This is a genomic window from Aeromonas sp. L_1B5_3, from assembly GCF_963866575.1.
GTDB lineage: Bacteria > Pseudomonadota > Gammaproteobacteria > Enterobacterales > Aeromonadaceae > Aeromonas > Aeromonas jandaei.
Map to the genome: position 1 here is coordinate 1 of NZ_CAWMDN010000039.1, position 18,035 is coordinate 18,035.

Annotated in this window: 18 protein-coding genes; 4 read left to right on the forward strand and 14 right to left on the reverse strand. The window is 58.9% G+C overall.

Going from position 1 to position 18,035, the window contains the following annotated elements:
- The coding region (gene hypE, locus AACR93_RS03175; RefSeq protein WP_043852256.1) for a hydrogenase expression/formation protein HypE at positions 1–974 on the forward strand (974 nt) is incomplete at its 5' end.
- A 69-nt stretch (positions 975–1,043) separates the two neighbouring features.
- Complete coding sequence (hypA, locus tag AACR93_RS03180; RefSeq protein ID WP_005301911.1) at positions 1,044–1,385, forward strand: hydrogenase maturation nickel metallochaperone HypA; 342 nt, start codon at positions 1,044–1,046, stop codon at positions 1,383–1,385.
- Here hypA and AACR93_RS03185 read toward each other — a convergent pair.
- A complete protein-coding gene (locus tag AACR93_RS03185; RefSeq protein ID WP_331428983.1) occupies positions 1,363–1,737 on the reverse strand; it encodes a hypothetical protein in 375 nt (124 codons plus the stop codon). The genes hypA and AACR93_RS03185 overlap by 23 nt on opposite strands.
- On the opposite strand from AACR93_RS03185, the gene hypB reads away from it, so the two are divergent.
- A complete protein-coding gene (hypB, locus tag AACR93_RS03190; protein WP_331428984.1) occupies positions 1,624–2,502 on the forward strand; it encodes a hydrogenase nickel incorporation protein HypB in 879 nt (292 codons plus the stop codon). The genes AACR93_RS03185 and hypB overlap by 114 nt on opposite strands.
- A 295-nt stretch (positions 2,503–2,797) precedes the next feature.
- Here hypB and AACR93_RS03195 read toward each other — a convergent pair whose 3' ends face one another.
- The 13 genes from AACR93_RS03195 to AACR93_RS03255 all read right to left on the reverse strand — a co-directional run bounded on the left by AACR93_RS03195 (position 2,798) and on the right by AACR93_RS03255 (position 15,277).
- The gene (locus tag AACR93_RS03195) at positions 2,798–3,439 is read right to left on the reverse strand and encodes an ATP-binding cassette domain-containing protein (RefSeq protein WP_043852246.1); all 642 of its coding nucleotides are present in this window, start codon (positions 3,437–3,439) and stop codon (positions 2,798–2,800) included.
- Positions 3,439–4,227, reverse strand: a complete 789-nt coding sequence (locus tag AACR93_RS03200; protein WP_043852247.1) for an ATP-binding cassette domain-containing protein — start codon at positions 4,225–4,227, stop codon at positions 3,439–3,441. Before AACR93_RS03200 ends, AACR93_RS03195 begins: the two co-directional genes overlap by 1 nt.
- Positions 4,221–5,036, reverse strand: coding sequence for an ABC transporter permease (locus AACR93_RS03205; RefSeq protein WP_043852248.1), 816 nt, complete (start codon positions 5,034–5,036; stop codon positions 4,221–4,223). The genes AACR93_RS03200 and AACR93_RS03205 overlap by 7 nt, the downstream gene beginning before the upstream one ends.
- Positions 5,026–6,036: an ABC transporter permease gene (locus AACR93_RS03210; RefSeq protein WP_043852249.1), complete on the reverse strand. Its 1,011-nt coding sequence runs from the start codon at positions 6,034–6,036 to the stop codon at positions 5,026–5,028. The genes AACR93_RS03205 and AACR93_RS03210 overlap by 11 nt, the downstream gene beginning before the upstream one ends.
- Complete coding sequence (locus AACR93_RS03215) at positions 6,021–7,631, reverse strand: ABC transporter substrate-binding protein (RefSeq protein ID WP_043852250.1); 1,611 nt, start codon at positions 7,629–7,631, stop codon at positions 6,021–6,023. Before AACR93_RS03215 ends, AACR93_RS03210 begins: the two co-directional genes overlap by 16 nt.
- A 131-nt stretch (positions 7,632–7,762) precedes the next feature.
- Complete coding sequence (gene hybE, locus AACR93_RS03220) at positions 7,763–8,290, reverse strand: hydrogenase-2 assembly chaperone (protein WP_043852251.1); 528 nt, start codon at positions 8,288–8,290, stop codon at positions 7,763–7,765.
- Positions 8,272–8,802 carry a HyaD/HybD family hydrogenase maturation endopeptidase gene (locus tag AACR93_RS03225; RefSeq protein ID WP_043852252.1) on the reverse strand — a complete coding sequence of 177 codons (531 nt, stop codon included), beginning with the start codon at positions 8,800–8,802 and terminating at the stop codon, positions 8,272–8,274. The genes hybE and AACR93_RS03225 overlap by 19 nt, the downstream gene beginning before the upstream one ends.
- Positions 8,802–10,505: a hydrogenase 2 large subunit gene (gene hybC, locus AACR93_RS03230; RefSeq protein ID WP_043852253.1), complete on the reverse strand. Its 1,704-nt coding sequence runs from the start codon at positions 10,503–10,505 to the stop codon at positions 8,802–8,804. The genes AACR93_RS03225 and hybC overlap by 1 nt, the downstream gene beginning before the upstream one ends.
- Positions 10,502–11,689, reverse strand: coding sequence for a Ni/Fe-hydrogenase cytochrome b subunit (gene hybB / locus AACR93_RS03235; protein ID WP_033115848.1), 1,188 nt, complete (start codon positions 11,687–11,689; stop codon positions 10,502–10,504). Before hybB ends, hybC begins: the two co-directional genes overlap by 4 nt.
- Entirely contained in the window at positions 11,682–12,722 is a 1,041-nt protein-coding gene (gene hybA / locus AACR93_RS03240) for a hydrogenase 2 operon protein HybA (protein WP_043852254.1), read from the reverse strand. The genes hybB and hybA overlap by 8 nt, the downstream gene beginning before the upstream one ends.
- 2 nt (positions 12,723–12,724) lie before the next feature.
- Complete coding sequence (gene hybO / locus AACR93_RS03245; RefSeq protein ID WP_041207557.1) at positions 12,725–13,858, reverse strand: hydrogenase 2 small subunit; 1,134 nt, start codon at positions 13,856–13,858, stop codon at positions 12,725–12,727.
- 752 nt (positions 13,859–14,610) lie between these two features.
- Entirely contained in the window at positions 14,611–14,904 is a 294-nt protein-coding gene (locus AACR93_RS03250) for a hypothetical protein (protein WP_156153061.1), read from the reverse strand.
- A 184-nt stretch (positions 14,905–15,088) separates the two neighbouring features.
- Positions 15,089–15,277: a hypothetical protein gene (locus AACR93_RS03255; protein ID WP_043852255.1), complete on the reverse strand. Its 189-nt coding sequence runs from the start codon at positions 15,275–15,277 to the stop codon at positions 15,089–15,091.
- A 276-nt stretch (positions 15,278–15,553) separates the two neighbouring features.
- On the opposite strand from AACR93_RS03255, the gene AACR93_RS03260 reads away from it, so the two are divergent.
- The gene (locus AACR93_RS03260; RefSeq protein WP_043852257.1) at positions 15,554–17,935 is read left to right on the forward strand and encodes a PilZ domain-containing protein; all 2,382 of its coding nucleotides are present in this window, start codon (positions 15,554–15,556) and stop codon (positions 17,933–17,935) included.
- Positions 17,936–18,035: the final 100 nt, after the last annotated feature.

The following is an 18,035-nucleotide window of genomic DNA, read 5'->3' on the forward strand; positions in this document are numbered from 1 at the left end:
GCGGTGTAGAAATGAACCAGCTGATCAACCAGCTCTTCTTTCGCCACTTTGGCAACGAGATCCTGCTGCGCGGTGAAGATGCCGCCCTGCTGCCGGTAAGCGGCCCCGTCGCCTTTACCACCGACAGCTTTACCGTCTCGCCGCTCTTCTTCGAGGGGGGCGATATCGGCAAGCTGGCCATCGCCGGTACGGTCAATGATCTCGCCATGATGGGGGCCAAACCCGAGTATCTGAGCGCCAGCTTTATCATCGAGGAGGGGTTCCCCTACGCCGATCTCGCCCGCATCGTCGAGTCGATGGCAGCAGAGCTTGCCAAAAGCGGCGCCCGCATCGTCTGCGGCGACACCAAGGTGGTGCCCAAGGGGGCAGCCGACAAGATCTTTATCAACACCAGCGGGGTCGGCACCTTCCCTCTGCCTGAGCAGAGCCGGGGCATCTCGGTACGCAACCTCAAGGCCGGTGACGCCATTCTGGTGTCGCGGGATATCGGCAGCCACGGCGCTTGCATCCTGATGGCCCGCGACGCCCTGCAACTGGGATCTGATCTCAAGAGCGACTGCACCACCCTCTGGCCGCAGGTAGAAGCGCTGCTAAAAGCGGGGATTACCCCGCACGCCCTGCGCGACGCCACCCGCGGTGGCCTTGCCGCCGTGCTCAACGAGTGGAGCAGCGCCTCCGGTGTTGCCATCGAGCTGGAGGAGTCCGCCATTCCGGTGTGCGATCCGGTACGCGGCCTCTGCGAGCTCTACGGTTTCGAGCCCCATGATCTCGCCAACGAGGGAACCATGGTGCTGGCCCTGCCTGCCGAGCAGGCGCAGGACGCACTGGGCATCTTGCGGCAATTCAACCCCGCTGCAAGCCAGATCGGCGTGGTGCAGGCGAACGATCGCCACAAGGTGATCCTGAGCAACCCCTGGGGTAGCCGCCGCTATCTGGAGCTGCCGCAGGGGGAGCTGCTGCCGCGGATCTGTTGAGCGGCCATGCCGTTCCGTCAATTACAGGGAGGAATCACTGCTCCTCCCCATATCGGTTAAGGAGCCACCATGCACGAAATGTCTCTGGCCATGGCCGCCATCGATCTGGCAGCCGAGCAGGCCACCCAGCGGGGCTTTAACAAGGTGACCGCCCTCTGGCTCGAGGTCGGCAGCTTCTCCTGCGTCGACCCGGACACCATTGCCTTCTGTTTCGAGGCCGCCGCCAAGGGCACCGCCGTCGAGGGGGCCCAACTGCACTTTCAGCACCAGGCGGCAGAGGCCTGGTGTTACGACTGCAACCAGACGGTCACCCTCACCGAGCGCGGGCAGGCCTGCCCCGAGTGTGGCGGATACAAATTACGAGTCGCGCAGGGTGATAGCCTGCGCATCACCGACATCGAGGTAAGTTGATATGTGTAGCGTATGCGGATGCGGCCAGGCGCGGATCGCCGGCCATGAGCACGATCATGAGCATCATCACGAACATGAACATCACCATGAACATGGTCATGAGCACAACCATCATCATGCTCATGACGCCCATCACCATCATGATCACGAGCAGAGCGCGCCGCGCACCCTGATCATTCACCACCACTACCACCATCAGGGAGATGTCCATCACCACTACCACGGGGTGCGAGCTCCCATAAGCCACGAGGGTCATGATCACCCCCACGAGCACCACCATGATCACCCCCACGGCCATCATCATGATCACGCCCACTCTCATGACCACGGCCATTCCCACGCACATCCCCATGATCACAGCCACGACCATGACCATGACCATGACCATGACCATGACCATGACCATGACCACCAGCAGGGTGATCTGCACTACGGCAAAGGGGAAGCGGGACTGTCGGTGCCCGGCATGGGGCAGCGCCAGCTGATCGCCATCGAGATGGATGTGCTGGCCAAGAACAATGCGCTGGCCGCCCACAACCGCGAGCACTTCACAACCGCCGACCAGCTGGTGCTCAATCTGGTGTCGAGTCCGGGTTCAGGCAAGACCACTTTGCTGTGCGAAACCTTGCGCCAACTGGCCAACAAACGCCCCTGCGCGGTGATCGAGGGGGATCAGCAGACCAGCGCCGATGCGGATCGCATCCGTGCCACCGGCGTCCCTGCCGTGCAGATCAACACCGGCAAGGGCTGCCATCTGGACGCCAAAATGGTTCACGACGCCTGCCACCAGCTGCCTGCCAATCAAGGGGGCATCCTCTTTATCGAGAACGTCGGCAATCTGGTCTGCCCCGCCAGCTTCGATCTCGGCGAGAAGTACAAGGTAGCGATCCTCTCCGTCACCGAGGGGGAAGAGAAGCCGCTGAAATACCCGGATATGTTTGCCGCCGCCCAGCTGATGGTGATCAACAAGATCGATCTGCTGCCCTACGTCAGCTTTGACGTGGCCCGCTGCATCGAGAACGCCAAACGGGTCAACCCCTATATTCAGGTGATCCAGGTCAGCGCCACCACGGGTGAAGGGATGGATGCCTGGCTTAACTGGCTGGCCAGCGCTTGAAATCAACCGGTTAAACGCCACTGCTAACGGTAGAAAACAAAAGAGGGAGGCTGATGCCTCCCTCTCTTTTACCTGCGCACTTTGCCAACGGTTCTCTCTGTACAGCATTGCCAGCGTTTCATACTCGCATCCCCTCACCCTGACCCTCTCCCCAGGGAGAGGGAACCGATGAGTGGGCATCGATAATACCCTGCCAGTATCCAGATGCACCGAGGTACATCTTGCTGGTGAAGCACATATTTGCTCCCTTCTCCCCTTGCGGGAGAAGGGTTGGGGATGAGGGGAAAGCCAACCCTCAGGCCACGCTACGGGCCATCGCCTCCTGCTCCGCAGGCACCTCACCAAAACGTAGCACCCGATGGCAGATCTGGCGCAGCAGTGCCTGCTGGTGACTGAATATCACCATGCCAAGCCCGCGCTGTTCGCACTCAATCATCAACTCCCGCCAGAGCTGGCGCTGAATTTGCGGATCCAGCTGGGCGGTCACCTCGTCGGCAATCAGCAGTCGGGTGCGGGGATCGAGGGCGCGCAGCAGCGCGATGCGGGCCAGCTCACCGCCGGAGAGCTGGCCGGGTTTACGACTGAGCCATTCAGGCTTGACCATAAAGCGGGCCAGCATGGCCCCATCGGGGCGCCATACATCCCAAAGCGCCTGCCCGGTGGTGCGATAGGGATTGAAAGTGAGTTCCGGGTGCTGGGGCACCAGCTGGATAGGGTTATAGCCTTTTACCTGTTCAGGAACCGGCTGCCCATCCAGCAGGAGCTGCCCGCCAGCCCCAACCGGTTGCCAACCCGCCAATACCCGCCCCAGCGTGGTCTTGCCATGGCCGCTCGGGGCGGAGATGCCGAGCCGCTCGCCCGCTTTCACCGTCAGCGATAACCCCTGCCAGAGGGGACGTTCCCCCTGGGCGATAGTGAGATTTCGTACTTCCAACATCAGGAAACCTCCGGCACAGAGAAGAGCGCGTTGAACTCCGGCAGCGCCTGCCAGTGGGCACGGAGCATCTCGCTCCCCTGCCCCTGGCGCAGATGGTGGCAACTCAAGGTATCGCTCACTTGGCCCTGATGCAGCGCCACAATGCGATCGGCAAAGCGGGCCGCCAGCGCCAGATCGTGGGTCACCCAGAGGATACCGCTGCCCTGATTGGCCAATTCACGCAACTGGCCGAGCAGCAGACAAGCCAGCCCCTCGTCGAGCCAGGCGGTGATCTCGTCTGCCAGAATGTAGCGGGCACCGCCGAGCGCCGCGGTGCAGGCCAGAATGCGCTTGGCCATGCCGCCGGAGAGCTGGCGCGGATAGCTGTCCAGGGTGGTGGCGGGCAGCTGGTAGCGCAGCAGTTGCTCGCCGAGCCGCTCGCGAGAACCGCTCTGGCCGCAGAGGCGTGCCGCACGGCCCAACTGACGCTCCACCGTCAGAAGCGGATTGAGGGCGCTTACCCCCTGTGGCACATAGCAGAGGGTGTGGCCGCGCAAACGGGCCCTACTGGCATCGCACAGAGGCGTGCCATCGAGGGAGATGCTGCCGCGCATCCTCAGATTGTCCGGCAGCAATGTCAGAGCGCTTTGCAACAGCAGGCTCTTGCCCTCGCCGCTCCCCCCCACCAGCGCCACTATCTCCCCCGGCGCCAGTTGCAGGCTGATATCGGTCAGCAAAGGCTGCCAGCTGCGCCGCCCCAGCCAGGAGTAGTGGGCCGCCTCTATGGTCACGTGGTCAAAACTCAGCATGGTTCACTCCTGTGCCACAACAGCTGTTGCAAGGCGCGGGTAGCCTGATCAAACAGCAGAACCAGCAGCAGCAACATCAGGCCGGGGAAGAGGGCCAGCCACCAACCGCCACCGGCCAGATAACGCAGGGCATCGGCCAACAGCAGGCCCAGCGAGGCCTCGTGGGCCGCCAGACCAAAGCCGAGAAAGCTCAAGGCCGCGCTGTGCAACACCGCATGGGGAAACATCAGCAAAGTGCCGATAAACCACTGGGGCAACAGCCCCGGCAACAGGTGAATGCGCCAGCGACGCAGCGCCCCCATCCCCTGACAACGGGCCAGCACCACATAGTCGCTGCAGGCGATCCGCCGCGCCTCGGCGCAGAGAATGAGCGCCAACTTGGGCCAGTGGGTGAGCGCCACCGCCAGGATCACCCCGCGCATGCCGCCCCCCACCGTAAAGCAGATCAAAATCAGCAGCAGCATATGGGGCAGCGCCAGCATGGCGTCGATCACCATTCGTACCGCCGCATCACATCTGGGGTGAACGAGCGATACGCTTGCAGCCACCATGGCCAGCAGGCCACTGCAGAGTGCCGTGCTGATCCCCAGCTCCAGACTGGTGAGGGTGCCCTGAAAGGCGCGCAACCAGAGATCCCGCCCCATCTGATCGGTGCCGAACCAGTGGGTCAGCGAGGGAGGTTGCTGGCGCGCCAGCAGATCCATCGGCACATCCTGATGAGAGAGGCTCCAGCCGTAAGTGGCCAGCAGCGCCAATCCGATCAGGGCAAAAACCAGCCGCAGTATGGAGGGAAGCGGATTAAACAGCATGCTCGCCCTCCCAGCCCCGATTGATGCGCGCCAGCAGCAAACTGGCCACCGTGTTGCCAATAAAGACCAGCAGGGTGCAAAAGAGCACTATGCCCATCAGCAGGGGGATATCGCCCCTGAGCCCCGCATCCACGGTGGCCTGGCCGAGCCCCGGATAGGAGAAGACCTTCTCGGCCAAGAGCGATCCGCCAATCAGCTCACCAAGGGAGGCAAACTGCAGGCAGAGCGCCGGGGTCAGGGCGTGGCGCAGCACGTGAAAACGCAGCATGGGCCAGCCGCCATCCCCCTGAGCGCGGGCGTAGCGGATAAAGTCGCTCTCCAGCACCTCGGCCACCCGCGCTCGGGTATGCAGGGCAATGTAGCCCACCCCGAGCAGGGCGAGCGTGGTCACCGGCAGCAACAGATGGCGCAATCGCATCAACCAGTCCGCTTCATCGGCAGCGAGGCCCGGCGTCCAGGCGCAGCAGACCGGCAACAGCGGCCAGTGCACCGCAAACAGGGCGAGCAGCAACAGGCCGACCCAGAAGGTGGGCAGGGAGGCGAGCAGGTAGGCGAAGCGGCAGATAAGGCGATCGGGCCAGTGATTGAGATAGCGACCGGCGCAGAGGCCCAGCAAAATCCCGAAAAAACCGGATAGCAGCCAGGCGCCCGCCAGCAGCAGGAAGGAGGCGGCAAAGCGCTGGCCTATGACTTCACCCACCGGTGCGTTGTAGAGCATGGAGTAACCGAGATCCCCCCGCAGCACCTGGGTAAACCAGTGCCAGTAGCGCAGCCAGAGCGGCTGATCCAGCCCCCAGCGGGCGGCGATCCGGGCGTACTGCTCCGGCGGCACATGGAGCAGGTCGTTGCCGATATAGGCCTTGATGGGGTCGATGGGGGAGTAGCTCAGCAGCACAAAGGTGGCGACCGAGACCAGACATAACAGCCCTGCCAGACGCAGCAGGGCTTTTAGCAACAGATAACCTGAATGACTCAAGGGCGAACTTAACGGCACGTCCACCGCCAATCCTGCAGGTTGTTGAGGAGTGACCAGCTACCGTGGATTTCCGGCGCCCCCTTGCCAAGATCGATGCAACGGTTGGCGAGATAGGTGTGTTGCACATTGAGCAGCCAGGCCCAAGCGGCATCTCCCTGCACTCCGGCGCCGGTCTTGCCATCCCACTCCACCTGCTGCCAGAACGGCACGGCCGCCTGCCAGTTCGGGGCATCCAGCGCTTGCTTGAGGTGGCCATCCACCACAGGGTTGCTGTAGTAGCCCGGGTTGTAGAACTCCACCCCACCGGAGCCGCTCTGGTAGTGGTGATAGAGCTCCATGGGATCCAGACTCCCCCACCCCATCAGCACCGGATTGGCGTGCATCTCCCGCTCCACCTGCTCCCAGCTGCCGGACTTGAGGCTCACCTCAAGGCCAATGGGTTTGAGCATGGCGCGCACCGCTTCCGCCAAATCCCGGCGGGTACTGTCGCCACTGGTGTACCAGAGGGTAAAGGCGGCGCGTAGGTCACCCTTGCGGCGAATGCCATCACTGCCCATCTTCCAGCCGGCCTCGTCGAGCAGAGCGTTGGCGTGGGCCACATCCCCATCCTTGAAGGCGGTGGCTTTGTTCAGCCAGGGCAGGCCTTCCACCGCGCTGTAGGCGGGGATGGCGTGCCCCTCCAGCAGCTGGTCGGCCAGCAGTTTGCGGTCGATGGCGTAGTTGATGGCGCGGCGCACCGCCACATCCGAGGTCACGTCGTTGCCGATGGGATAACCCTTGGCATCCTTGCCACCCGCAGGCGGAATAGGGAAAACGATGCCACGGTTCTCGACACTCGGTCGCACCCACAGCTTGAGGGAAGCTGGCACGGTTGGCGCCAGTGACGGGGCGATGCGCACCACATCGAGCTGGCTGCTCTGGGCGGCGGCATAGGCGCTCTCTTCATCGATAAAGACAAAGACCAGCCGTTTGAAGTCATTGTTGCCACCGGCGTAATAGGGGTTCGCCTCCACCACCAGTTGCTGGCCGGGCAGGAAGCTCACCAACCGGTAAGGGCCGGCACCGACCGGCTTTTGAGCATATGCTTTTGCGTCGTAATCCTGCTTCGACACTATCCCCAAAGATCCCAGCACGTTGACAAAGGTGCTCTGGGGGGCACTCAAGGTGATGGCAACCTCGGTGGGTGAGAGCACCTTGGCCGAGACAAAGTTGCCCATGTCGATCTTGCCGCCACCCTTGGCTGCGCTGTTGTAGGTGAAGGCCACATCCTCGGCGGTGAGCGGCGCGCCATTGGAGAATTTCAAATCCGGCTTGAGGCGGATATGCCACCCCTTGCCATCCTGGCTCGGAGTCACCGTTTGGGTGAGCACGTTCTGCCAGCTGAGGTCGGCGTTTTGCTTGAGCAGCGGGCTGTGCAGCAGCAGATAGCTGCCGTGACTCCAGCCAAGCAGAGGGTCAAACCCTTCGGTGGGTTCAGCTCCGATGGCGAGCTTGAGCTCGGCAGGCACAGGTTGGGCTGCGGCCAGCGCCGCGTGAGAGGCAGTGCCCAGCAGCAGAGTCAACAGGGCGGCAGCACTGGTGCCACAGTAATGGCGAAGGGAATTGCGTGGAACAGTCATGGGGATCCTTCTTGTTTTGTACCACTCACGGATCATCACTCAAAAAAGAGGTGGAATGCGTGTCTGAACATGGGAGTGAGGGGCCAAAATGGCCCCCTATTCTAAACTTGATTTCGCGTGAAACCTAGCGACTATGCCGGTTGAGCACGCCGGGCACCGAATAGCCGTCTGCGACCCAGATCCACGCCGCCCGCCCCTTGCTGCACCGGCAAGGAGAGCAGCATCTTGAGGGTGCTGCTCACCAGTGCCCGCCCCTCCCTGGCACCGAGATGGGGATCGAGCGGCGACATCAGGGAGCAAGCCAGCAGCTGTCCCGTCTCGGGCAATTCACCCACCATAAAGGTCATGTTGCCACAGGGGAGCTGCAGGGCGAGCCGATCGCTGTTGCTGCGCACCGGCCAAAGCTGATCCGGCCCCGGCAGCACCACCACGCTCAACATCCAGGGGGTGAGCACGCAGCCGAGCCACTGATCTTCAAACAGCACGCACTCCGCCACAATGGGCATGGTTGCGTGATAGAAGGGCAGCGCCTGCATCTCTTCGCGAGCGATCCGCTCGTACTGGGCTACCAGCAGGGGCGCGGGATTACTAACAAAACCCGAAAACTCCTGCACGCGCTCCTTCACAGCATCAAGCTCGCTTAAATGAGACTGCGCCATAGGCCCTCCCGTGCTTGTTCAGCTTTCTCCTGCTCAGAGAGCACAATGGCGGGCGCGCCAACGGCGGCCAGCAGGGTCAAAATCCGATCCGTCGCCTCCCCCATGGCAGCCGCCACCACGGGGGTGAGGCCGATACGGGGCTCGAGGGATTCGGGCTCGACCCCGATCAGGGTGAGCCGCTTTGGCGACTCCCCCGTCATATGCAGCGCCGAGAGCACGTCCGCCAGCCCCAGCTGGTGCGGGGAGATCTTGCGGCCAAACAGGGTCGGGATCTCCTCATCCTTCAGGGTCACCACTGTGCCCGGCGGATTACCGCTGCGCACCGCATCCACCAGAATGATGTGATCGCGACTGGCCATCGCTTCGAGCAGCTCCATACCGGCGGTACCACCGTCGAGCAGCTCGATGCCGGGGGCGAAACGGTATTCGCGCCCCAGCCCCTCAACGATGCGCACGCCGACGGCCTCATCACTCAAGAGCAGGTTGCCCACGCCCAGGATCAGGGTATTCATCACAGCACCTTCACCTGAGTCGTTTCACCATTTTGGGTATCCACCACATGCACAGCGCAGGACATGCAGGGGTCGAACGAGTGGACGGTGCGCACCACTTCCAGCGGCTTGGCAGGGTCAGCCACCGGGGTGCCTACCAGCGATTGCTCGTAGGGGCCGGGTTCATCGTTGAAGTTGCGCGGGCCCGAGTTCCAGGTCGATGGCACCACCGCCTGATAGTTCTCGATCTTGCCGCCCTTGATGACAATCCAGTGGGAGAGCATACCGCGCGGCGCCTCTTCAAAGCCCACCCCGCGAAACGCTTTATCCGCCGGGATCTCGGCCTTGATATAGGCGGTGGTATCCCCCTTGCCGATGTTGTCCACCAGCGCCTTCCACTGATGTGACAGGGTATCTTTGAGCACGCAGCAGCGCACCGCGCGACCGATGATGCGACCCATGGTGGAGTGCAGCTGTTCAGTCTTGATGGCCGAGCCGGTGAGCGCCTTGTAGATGCCGCTGAGCTGATCGAAATGTGCCACCGTCTCCGGGTGCTTGGCGGCCAGCTTCACCAGCAAGTCTGCAAGCGGACCCACCTCCACCACCTTGCCGTAGAAGGTGGGGGATTTGACCCAGGAGTATTTGCCGTCATCCTGCCAGCCGGTGTAATCGGGCTCGGTCTTGCCCTCCCAGGGTTTGAGGGGGGCGTCATCCTTGTACCAGGCGTGCTTGTTGCTCTCGGCGATGCCGTCCATCAGCCAGGCATCCTGATGGCTCTCGATGGGGCGATAGCTGGCCAGATTGCCATTCTCGATATAGCCACCCGGCATCAGGAAGCTGCCGCCGTTGGCGTCGGTGGGGAGCTCCGGCACGCTCAGGTAGTGCTTGGCCCCCTGCCCCAGGTTAAGCCACTCGGGGTAGTGGGCGGCTATGATGGCGGCATCCACCTTGTAGACCTGCTCGATAAACTCGCTGAGCCGGTCGATAAAGCTCTTCACGTAGAGCAGCCGCTCCAGGTTGAGCACACTCGGCGCATCCAGGTTGATGGGGTTGGCCACGCCGCCCACCGCCAGGTTCTGGATGTGGGGGGTCTTGCCGCCGAGAATGGCGACAATGCGGTTGGCATCGCGCTGGCACTCCAGTGCCTGCAGATAGTGGGCCACGGCGATGAGGTTCACCTCCGGGCTCAGCTTCATCGCCTTGTGACCCCAGTAGCCGTTGGCAAAGATGCCAAGCTGGCCGCTGGCTACCAACGCGCGAATTTTATCCTGCACCTTGGTCAGCTCGTCGGCACTGTTGAGGGACCAGGTCGATACCCCCTTGAGCATGTCCGCCGCTTTTTGCGGATTGGCCTCAAGGGCCGCGGTGATGTCCACCCAGTCCAACGCGGAGAGCTGGTAAAAGTGGACGATGTGATCGTGGATGTTGTGGGCCGCGATGATGAGGTTGCGGATATACTGGGCATTGACCGGCACCTTGGCGCCGATGGCGTTCTCCACCGCCCGCACCGAGGCGATGGCGTGAATGGAGGTACACACCCCGCAGATACGCTGCACTATCATCCAGGCATCACGCGGGTCATTGCCCTTGACGATCTCCTCCATCCCGCGCCACATGGTGCCGGACGACCAGGCCTTGGTGACAACGCCGCCTTCGATTTCGCAGTCGATACGCAGGTGACCCTCGATACGGGTGATGGGGTCTATGGTGATACGTTGGCTCATACGTTGGCTTTCCCTCGGGCCTGATAATCTTGGTGAACACGTTCAAGTGATGGCAGTACCGGCAACAGCCGGATCAGCAGCAAATAGGCACACACTTCGATGGCAACAAAGCCAAGGGAGATCAGCACCTCCGTCGCGGAGGGGAAATAGTGGTAGCCATTGCCGGGGTTGAAGGCGATCAGGGAGTAATCCAGTCGCCAGAGGGCTGCGCCCAGCAGCATGCTGAGGGCCCCCAGAAAGAGCATGCGCGAGTCCCGGCGGCTCTTGTCCCAGTGGAACACCAGCAGCGGGAAGATCATCAGCGCGATCTCGCTCCAGAACAGAATGGAGTAGCGGTTGAACTCGGAGAGGTACTCCGACTTGTCGTGGATGACGATCTCGGCAAAGCGCAGCGCCACAAACAGGATCAGGAAGATGTCGATCACCTGGGTCAGTTTGTAGAAGAGCGGCTTCTCGTTGGGGCCACGCCCCGCCAATCCCGCCTGCACCAGAGAGCCCTCAAACACCACGATGGAAAAGCCCATGATGAAAGCGGTCAGAAGCGAAAAGACCGGCAGCAGCTCATAGCTTTGCCAGAGCGGATGGATCTTCTCCCCCGCCACTATCATCAACGAGCCCATCGAGGATTGGTGCATGGTGGGCAACAGTGCCCCCAGCGCCAGAATGAAGAACATGATCTTGTTGAGCCGCGCCATGGAGGTTTTCCAGCCGAACTTCTCCAAGAGCACGGGCGCAAACTCCAGCGCCATCACCCCTATATAGATCGTCATGCATACCGCCGTCTCGAACAGCACCGAGGAGGTGTTGAAGTGACCGGGCAGGTAGAAGTACGGCAGGTTCCAGTAACGGCCGACGTCGATGGTGATAGAGAGACCGCCCAGCGAGTAGCCGAACAGGCTCGCCAACAGGGCCGGTCGCACCAGCGGGTGATACTCGCCCCGGTTGAAGACGTAAACCGCCCAGGCCAGCGCCCAACCACCGCAGGCGAAACCGGTACCGATCAAGAGGTCAAAAGAGATCCAGAGACCCCAGGGATAACCCCCGTTCAGATCGGTCACCGAGCCCAGCCCGAAGATGAGGCGCTTGAGGATAAGCATGCCGCACAGCACCGCAAAGGGTGCCAGCACCAGCACCGGCCAGCTGACCAGCTTGCCGCCAAGGGGATGTGCCTTGTGGTTACTCATGATCCTTGCCCCCCTGTTGTTTCCCTTGATCGACCGACCTCCCCTTGCCCTGATCGTGACCATCGTGATGATCGTGACCGTTCTTGGTGTTGCGACGGATAAGCACGGAGAGACCGGTCAGCACCACCATTGGCAGCACCATCCCCTTGTAGAGGGTGTGCTGGATATGCTCCGAGCGCGCCCCGGAGGAGAGCTCCGGCAGATCGGGCATGTCGAGCTTGGTGTAGGGCACCCCGGCCAGCACCAGCACCTGGGTGCCGCCCCCCTCCTTCTCGCCATAGACGTAAGGCTGGTAGTTGGGCACCTCGTGCAGGTAGGGGTCGTTGGCCTTGAGGGTCTGGCGCGGGTAGGCATATTCGCTGCCCGGAGTCGCCAGCAGTCGACGCCTGGCCTCGGCCATCAGCTCCTCACGGGTGCCGAAGATGACGGCGCCGGTCGGGCATACCTCGACACAGCCAGGCAACTTGCCCTGATCGATCCGCTCAAGCCCCTTCTGGTTGCAGAGCTCGCATTTGTGGATCGCCCCGAACGGGTTGTCGTAGTCATATTTGGGCACGTCGAACGGGCAGCCCACCATGCAGTAACGGCAACCGGTACAGACGCTCGGGTCGTAGTGAACGATGCCGGTCTTGGGATCTTTTTTAAGGGCCTGCACCGGGCAGACGGAGACGCAGTTGGGATCGACGCAGTGCATGCACTGCTTCTTGATGTAGGCGTAGCCATCCACCAGCTGATCCTTGTGCTCGCCCGCGCCGCTCTTCCACACCTGAATGATGTTGTTGGTGTAGGGGCTCAGCTTGTCGTTGTTGGACCAGGTCTGCTCGCCCGCCGGATTGGCCGGGTTGCCGTTAAGGCGCTGGCACTCCGCAACGCAGGCCTGACAACCGACACAGAGGGTGGAGTCGTAGAGCATGCCAAGCGCACCGGGAATGGGTGGCTTGTTTTTGGCAGCCGCCAGCGCGGTACCGGGCACGGTGGCCCCGGCTGCCAGCGCGCCGACGGAGGCAAATTTGAGGAAGTTGCGTCTGTTCACGGTCACTCCTCCCGTGACGGATGCTGCCCGGCTTCATGGCGCTTCTGCTGGCGACCGAGTTCACGCACCGTCATCAGACTCACCCCGACCAGCACCCCGAGGGCACCGCCGATCAGCGCGGTGGAAGTGGGAGAGATATGACCCCCCTCCTGAATGGCCACATCGGGCTTGTTGACCCGCGGGGTCGGATTCTCAACCTTGGCAAGCTGGAAGATCCCCTTGCTGAAACCGACACCCTGTTCGTTGCAGCCGTAGCAGGGATGACCGATACCAACGGGCCAAATGCCACCACCGATATCACAGAACTCTAGGGTCGAGCAGTTGCCGTAGGTCTCCGGCCCCTTGCAGCCCAGATGATAGAGACACCAGCCCTGACGGTGGCCCTCGTCACCAAACTCCTTGGCAAAGCGGCCGGCATCGAAGTGCGGACGGCGCTCGCAGTTTTCGTGGATGAGCCGCTCATAGGCAAACAGCGGGCGATTCTTGGCATCCAGCGCCGGCAGCTTGCCATAGGTGATGTAGTAGGCGACCGTAGTAAGGAAGTTGTGGGGATTGGGCGGGCAGCCCGGGATATTGATGATGGGGGTGCCGATATTGCCGAGCGCCTCTTCAAGACTGACAGCGCCGGTCGGGTTGCCACCGCTGGCGGGCACCCCGCCCCAGGCGGCACAGGAGCCGATGGCAATGACGGCAGCCGCATCGGCAGCCGCGCGGCGAATATGGTCGACGATGGGCTCACCGGCCACCATGCAGTAGATGCCGCCATCTTTGAGCGGAATGGAGCCATCCACTACCAGCACATACTTGCCCTTGTAGCGGGTCATGGCGTTGTGCTTGTTCTCTTCAGCCTGATGGCCAAATGCTGCCGAGAGCACCTCATGGTATTCGAGGGAGATAGTATTGAGGATCAGGTTCTCGATGGTGGGGTGAGTGGCCCGCAGCAGCGACTCGGTACAGCCGGTGCACTCCTGTGCCCCTATCCAGATCACCGGCGGCCGCTCGGGGCTGGTGAGCGCAGTGGCCATCTTGGCGACGGCATTCTGACTTAATCCCAGGGTTGCGGCCATCCCGGCACACAATTTCATAAAATCACGGCGATTAATCCCATGAGCCGATAAAAAATTATCCTCGACCATTCTTCTTATTCCCGTAGTGAGCACTTGTCTGATAAATGCTTAACAGCGGAAATGCTAAGGACTCACCTACCCCTCAGTATTGATCTCTATCAATTCCACAGGGATTGAACCTATTTACAGGGCGCGTCATATCACAAACAAAAACATTTACCCCCAAAGAGATAATCATGCTTTCATGAATTTAAAGTTTTTAATTGAATATAATTTAATTAATCGCGAAGCGAGCCAGGTCGAATTTTTCGATTAATGTAATCCCCGCAGCAAGATGAATAGCTGAAGAGATAACAAGAGGATGCAACAAGCGGGAAGTCGAAGTTAAAAATGCCTTATGCCATATACCTTTACTCACGATTTTGCATACATCCTTGCCATCGCCAGTTGTCATAGGCCCCATGAGCCCAACACGGAGGCGGCTTGGAGTGGTTCTCCAAGTAGCACAGCAACAGGTTAATCGAGTGCATCATGGGTGATACCTTTTCGGCAGGGCAATTTCTATAAACGACACCAACCCAACTTGATAATATATCTTCGCTGGATCATTTTACGCACAATAATGCATTCCTATTCATTTAAAAACCCAAACCAATTCGACTGGTCTCGATAATGACATCGGCTTGGCAATGCTTTTTTATAGAACAAGTCAAAAAACAGTTGCAGTTGTTAACAATACATCCATCACCATATTTACCTTGACGTCACCCACGTTAATTAACCAACACGTAAATATGAGCATCAATACTATAAAATGATATTTATTCTTGTTTGCAAGGTCTCACTTGAGATGGATCAAGAAAGATAAAAGTCGATAAAAGAAAAGCCAGGGTAATGATGCCCTTGGCTTGGCTGATCAAAATCCGCTCATTTATGCCGTAGTGTTGACCATGTAGCCATTTTGCGGCGGCTCCAGCGGCAGTTTGCTCCCGAATGCGCTGAGGAAATCCTGCAACGCAACCGGAGGAGACGGCAAGCGCGAGATAACCTAAAGCTGGCGACAGTAGCAGTAAAAAGGTGGAACTGATTGAAGATGATGAAACATCAGAGGACATGCATGAGCGTTACAGTGTGGAGATAGATACAGAAAAGTGGCTTGGCATGATCTTCTGCCGGTTTCACAAACATATGAAAGGGAGGCATCAGCCTCCCTTGTTATTACAACTCTCCGCTTACTTCACTACCACCAAACTCTTTACTCGCGCTTGCGGTCTTGGTGACTCTGCAGGAGCCAGAATCTTATTTGGTTGCCGGTGCGGCTTTGGCTACCGGAGCTTTGGCATGATGCTTGGTTTTATGATGCTGTTTTTTCACGACTTTGGTTTGAGTCGCTTGCGGTGCTGCAGCCTTGGTCGGGGTAGCTGCCATGGTGAAACCAGAGGTCAGGGCGAAAACTGCAGCTACTGCCAGGGGGATGATCTTTTTCATGGTCACTTTCCTTATTAGGGTAATGGAGCCGTTCTCCATGACTTCATCCTACGACCGGGCACGACGAACTTCCGTGTGTAGTTGGTGACGATATGTATCCAAATGTACAAGTTGAACAGTGCAGCTTTATGAGATGCCAGTGGTGTTGTTAACGCCTTTTTGCGAATAATGAGGAGTCGTTAGGATATGCAATACTAACAAGCGTGATTGCACCTCACTGTTGCGGCAAGATAATCCGTATTTGTGCTCATAAAATGACTTTTGCGGTGGGAATACATGGATCCAGTACAGCAACAAAAGTTGATTGAACAACTCATTCCCCAGCTGCGGAAAAAGAATTTCGCAGACATTTTTGCACAGCTCACTGAGTCTGAAAGCAATAACGGGCGCTTTCTGCTCAAAATGGAGCTACAGCGCAAATGCGCCTCCTGCCGCAGGGTCATCGATATGCGGGACGCCTTGGCAGATGAGTGTCAAGTATATGAATTTAAAGGCATGATCCACTTCATGCCGGCAGAGGCTATCAGCCTGTTCCAGAGTCAGTGCTTCATTTACCGTGATGACTACACGATGGGTGTCTACGAGGTGATGCAGCAGTGGCAAAAACAGCGGCAGCAAGCCCGGGTAAAAGGCAAAGCCACGGCGCAGGCCAACCCTTTCCAGCAATATGAAGTCAAGACGATCCCATTCGCCAGTTATTACGGCCGTCGCCAAGAGCGTATGCATATCAGCTCCCCTGTAGAAGTCAGGCTCAAGGATGGAGCCAAACTCCTGGCCAAAACATCGGATCTTTCTCCTGAAGGCATTCGTATCTCGGTGCCCTATCTACCGACCTATCAAACCGGTGATCAGGTAGAGGTCATCTTTACCGGTTTGGAGCACGACAGCGCCAATCCACTATTACAACAACCTGTGCAGTACCAGATTCTGGGTGAGGAGAATAAAGAGGGGCGATTCTGGCTAATACTGATCCGCACTGGTGACAACCCGACCTTTGATACCTTTATCAAAGAGTTCATCAAAGCCAATAAAGGCCATCATCGAATAAGCGTCGATCACCTGCTTTCTGCTGCGATCATCAAGGGACACGAGCAGTTCTATCTACCGCGCATGACAGGTATACCACTCTTTTTTAGCTCGGGTGCAAACCCCAAGCTGGAGATAGCCCTGCGCAGCGAGAACAATCAGCACCTTCTCGAGTACTGGCGTGACGAAAAAAACCGTGACGCACTGGCTGGACTGTTTTCGGCCGACCGGATGAAACGCCTCTGCCCGGCACCGGGGGCCACCAAAGAAACGCTGCTCTACAGCTTTGCCCATACCGTGCAAAATAAAATCTACTTCTTCTCGGCCACATCAGAAGAGTTACAGCTAAGTGGTTTGACCAAACTGTTCTTTCAGGTGGGTGCCCATCGCCCCAGCTGGCGTGTCTATAAATTTTCACTGGAACTGTGTGAGTTGGCAGAAGCGGATCTGAGCCAGATTGTCGGGCTCGAAGAGTCCCAATTACATGACATCCAGTTGCTGGAGCGCATCAAACAGATAAGTTATTGCGGTTTATTGCAGGAGATCAGCCTCGACGCACAACGGGAAGAGTTCCGTCAGGAAGGGGGGACAATCAACAACCCCAACGAGTTGCAACGATTTGGTCACGAACAAGAGCCCATGCCTTTCGAGATCGAGCTGCTGCAATATGTTCAGCTACGCAAAGAACAACGCTACATCCACAAAACGGAGATAACCATCAGCCACAATGGCAGATCCTGGCAGGGCTTAACCCGCGATATCTCCGCCCATGGTATGCAAATTGAGCTGGAAGAGGCCTTTATTGGTGAGAAAAATGATGTTGTGACCATTGCCCTACCCCGGCTGCAGGAGCTGGCCAAAACGATGGACTTACAGCATCTGCCTTACCGGTTGGTCAGCCTCAACATGACCCGCACGGTGTTGCACCTTTGCGTTGAAGGGGATACAGCCCGCCACATTGGCCGACAGTTCTTCACTCTGCTTATCGAAAGTAACCAGAAAAAGCTGAAAACAGCCCCGGAACACCGCCGCTATCGCGGACTTGCCAGAGCTCTACGCAATATTTACACCAGCCATCTTTTTAACACCCCACTCTATGTCAACAAGCTCAATGGGAGTCCGAAGCCGGCATCTATTGGCAAATCTCTCAAATCACGTTCATTGCAAAGAGTGCTCACTGTTTGTACTGCGAATCCGGAGCATGGCAACCTCTATCTCCTGTTTCAGGGGGACTTGCTGAAAGAAGTGCTGATGACCCCGCTTCGTCATCAGGAACGAGATGACAAACCAAAGCAGGAAGAGGTCTACGTATCGTACGTGCAAACAAACTCAGGTTGGCCCCAAATCAAGAGCTGCCTCGCCAATTCGTTCGGTAACGTGCAAGAAAAGCGGCAATTTATCGAGCAGGCATTACAGCAGGGAGAGTTCTATTCAGTGCTGGTTGGCATCTCCCGTACCGGCCGACCAGATATCAACTTTGTCGCCAACGAGCTGGATACCATAGCCAAATTTGCTATCCACAAAGCGAAGAAGCTGGAGGAAGATCTATGGAGCGTGGTCGGGGTCAGTGAGCTGACTGATACGACAGAAGCCACGCTGTTCCGACTTGGTATCACGCAGCCATTAACCTAACGCCCCCTGACCAAGAGGCAAAGGTGCTGTCGAACCAATAGAAGCCATGGTTTCGCCACAACAGCGCGAGCAATCAGCTTTTCTCGGGTATGCAGGGATT

Excerpts from the sequence above, each read along its gene's own strand:
- hypA (WP_005301911.1), top strand. The coding sequence starts at position 1,044 with ATGCACGAAATGTCTCTGGCCATGGCCGCCATCGATCTGGCAGCCGAG.
- AACR93_RS03185 (WP_331428983.1), bottom strand. The coding sequence starts at position 1,737 with ATGGGGATGTGCGTGGGAATGGCCGTGGTCATGAGAGTGGGCGTGATC.
- AACR93_RS03195 (WP_043852246.1), bottom strand. The coding sequence starts at position 3,439 with ATGTTGGAAGTACGAAATCTCACTATCGCCCAGGGGGAACGTCCCCTC.
- AACR93_RS03200 (WP_043852247.1), bottom strand. The coding sequence starts at position 4,227 with ATGCTGAGTTTTGACCACGTGACCATAGAGGCGGCCCACTACTCCTGG.
- AACR93_RS03205 (WP_043852248.1), bottom strand. The coding sequence starts at position 5,036 with ATGCTGTTTAATCCGCTTCCCTCCATACTGCGGCTGGTTTTTGCCCTG.
- AACR93_RS03215 (WP_043852250.1), bottom strand. The coding sequence starts at position 7,631 with ATGACTGTTCCACGCAATTCCCTTCGCCATTACTGTGGCACCAGTGCT.
- hybE (WP_043852251.1), bottom strand. The coding sequence starts at position 8,290 with ATGGCGCAGTCTCATTTAAGCGAGCTTGATGCTGTGAAGGAGCGCGTG.
- AACR93_RS03225 (WP_043852252.1), bottom strand. The coding sequence starts at position 8,802 with ATGAATACCCTGATCCTGGGCGTGGGCAACCTGCTCTTGAGTGATGAG.
- hybC (WP_043852253.1), bottom strand. The coding sequence starts at position 10,505 with ATGAGCCAACGTATCACCATAGACCCCATCACCCGTATCGAGGGTCAC.
- hybB (WP_033115848.1), bottom strand. The coding sequence starts at position 11,689 with ATGAGTAACCACAAGGCACATCCCCTTGGCGGCAAGCTGGTCAGCTGG.
- hybO (WP_041207557.1), bottom strand. The coding sequence starts at position 13,858 with ATGGTCGAGGATAATTTTTTATCGGCTCATGGGATTAATCGCCGTGAT.
- AACR93_RS03250 (WP_156153061.1), bottom strand. The coding sequence starts at position 14,904 with ATGTCCTCTGATGTTTCATCATCTTCAATCAGTTCCACCTTTTTACTG.
- AACR93_RS03255 (WP_043852255.1), bottom strand. The coding sequence starts at position 15,277 with ATGAAAAAGATCATCCCCCTGGCAGTAGCTGCAGTTTTCGCCCTGACC.
- AACR93_RS03260 (WP_043852257.1), top strand. The coding sequence starts at position 15,554 with ATGGATCCAGTACAGCAACAAAAGTTGATTGAACAACTCATTCCCCAG.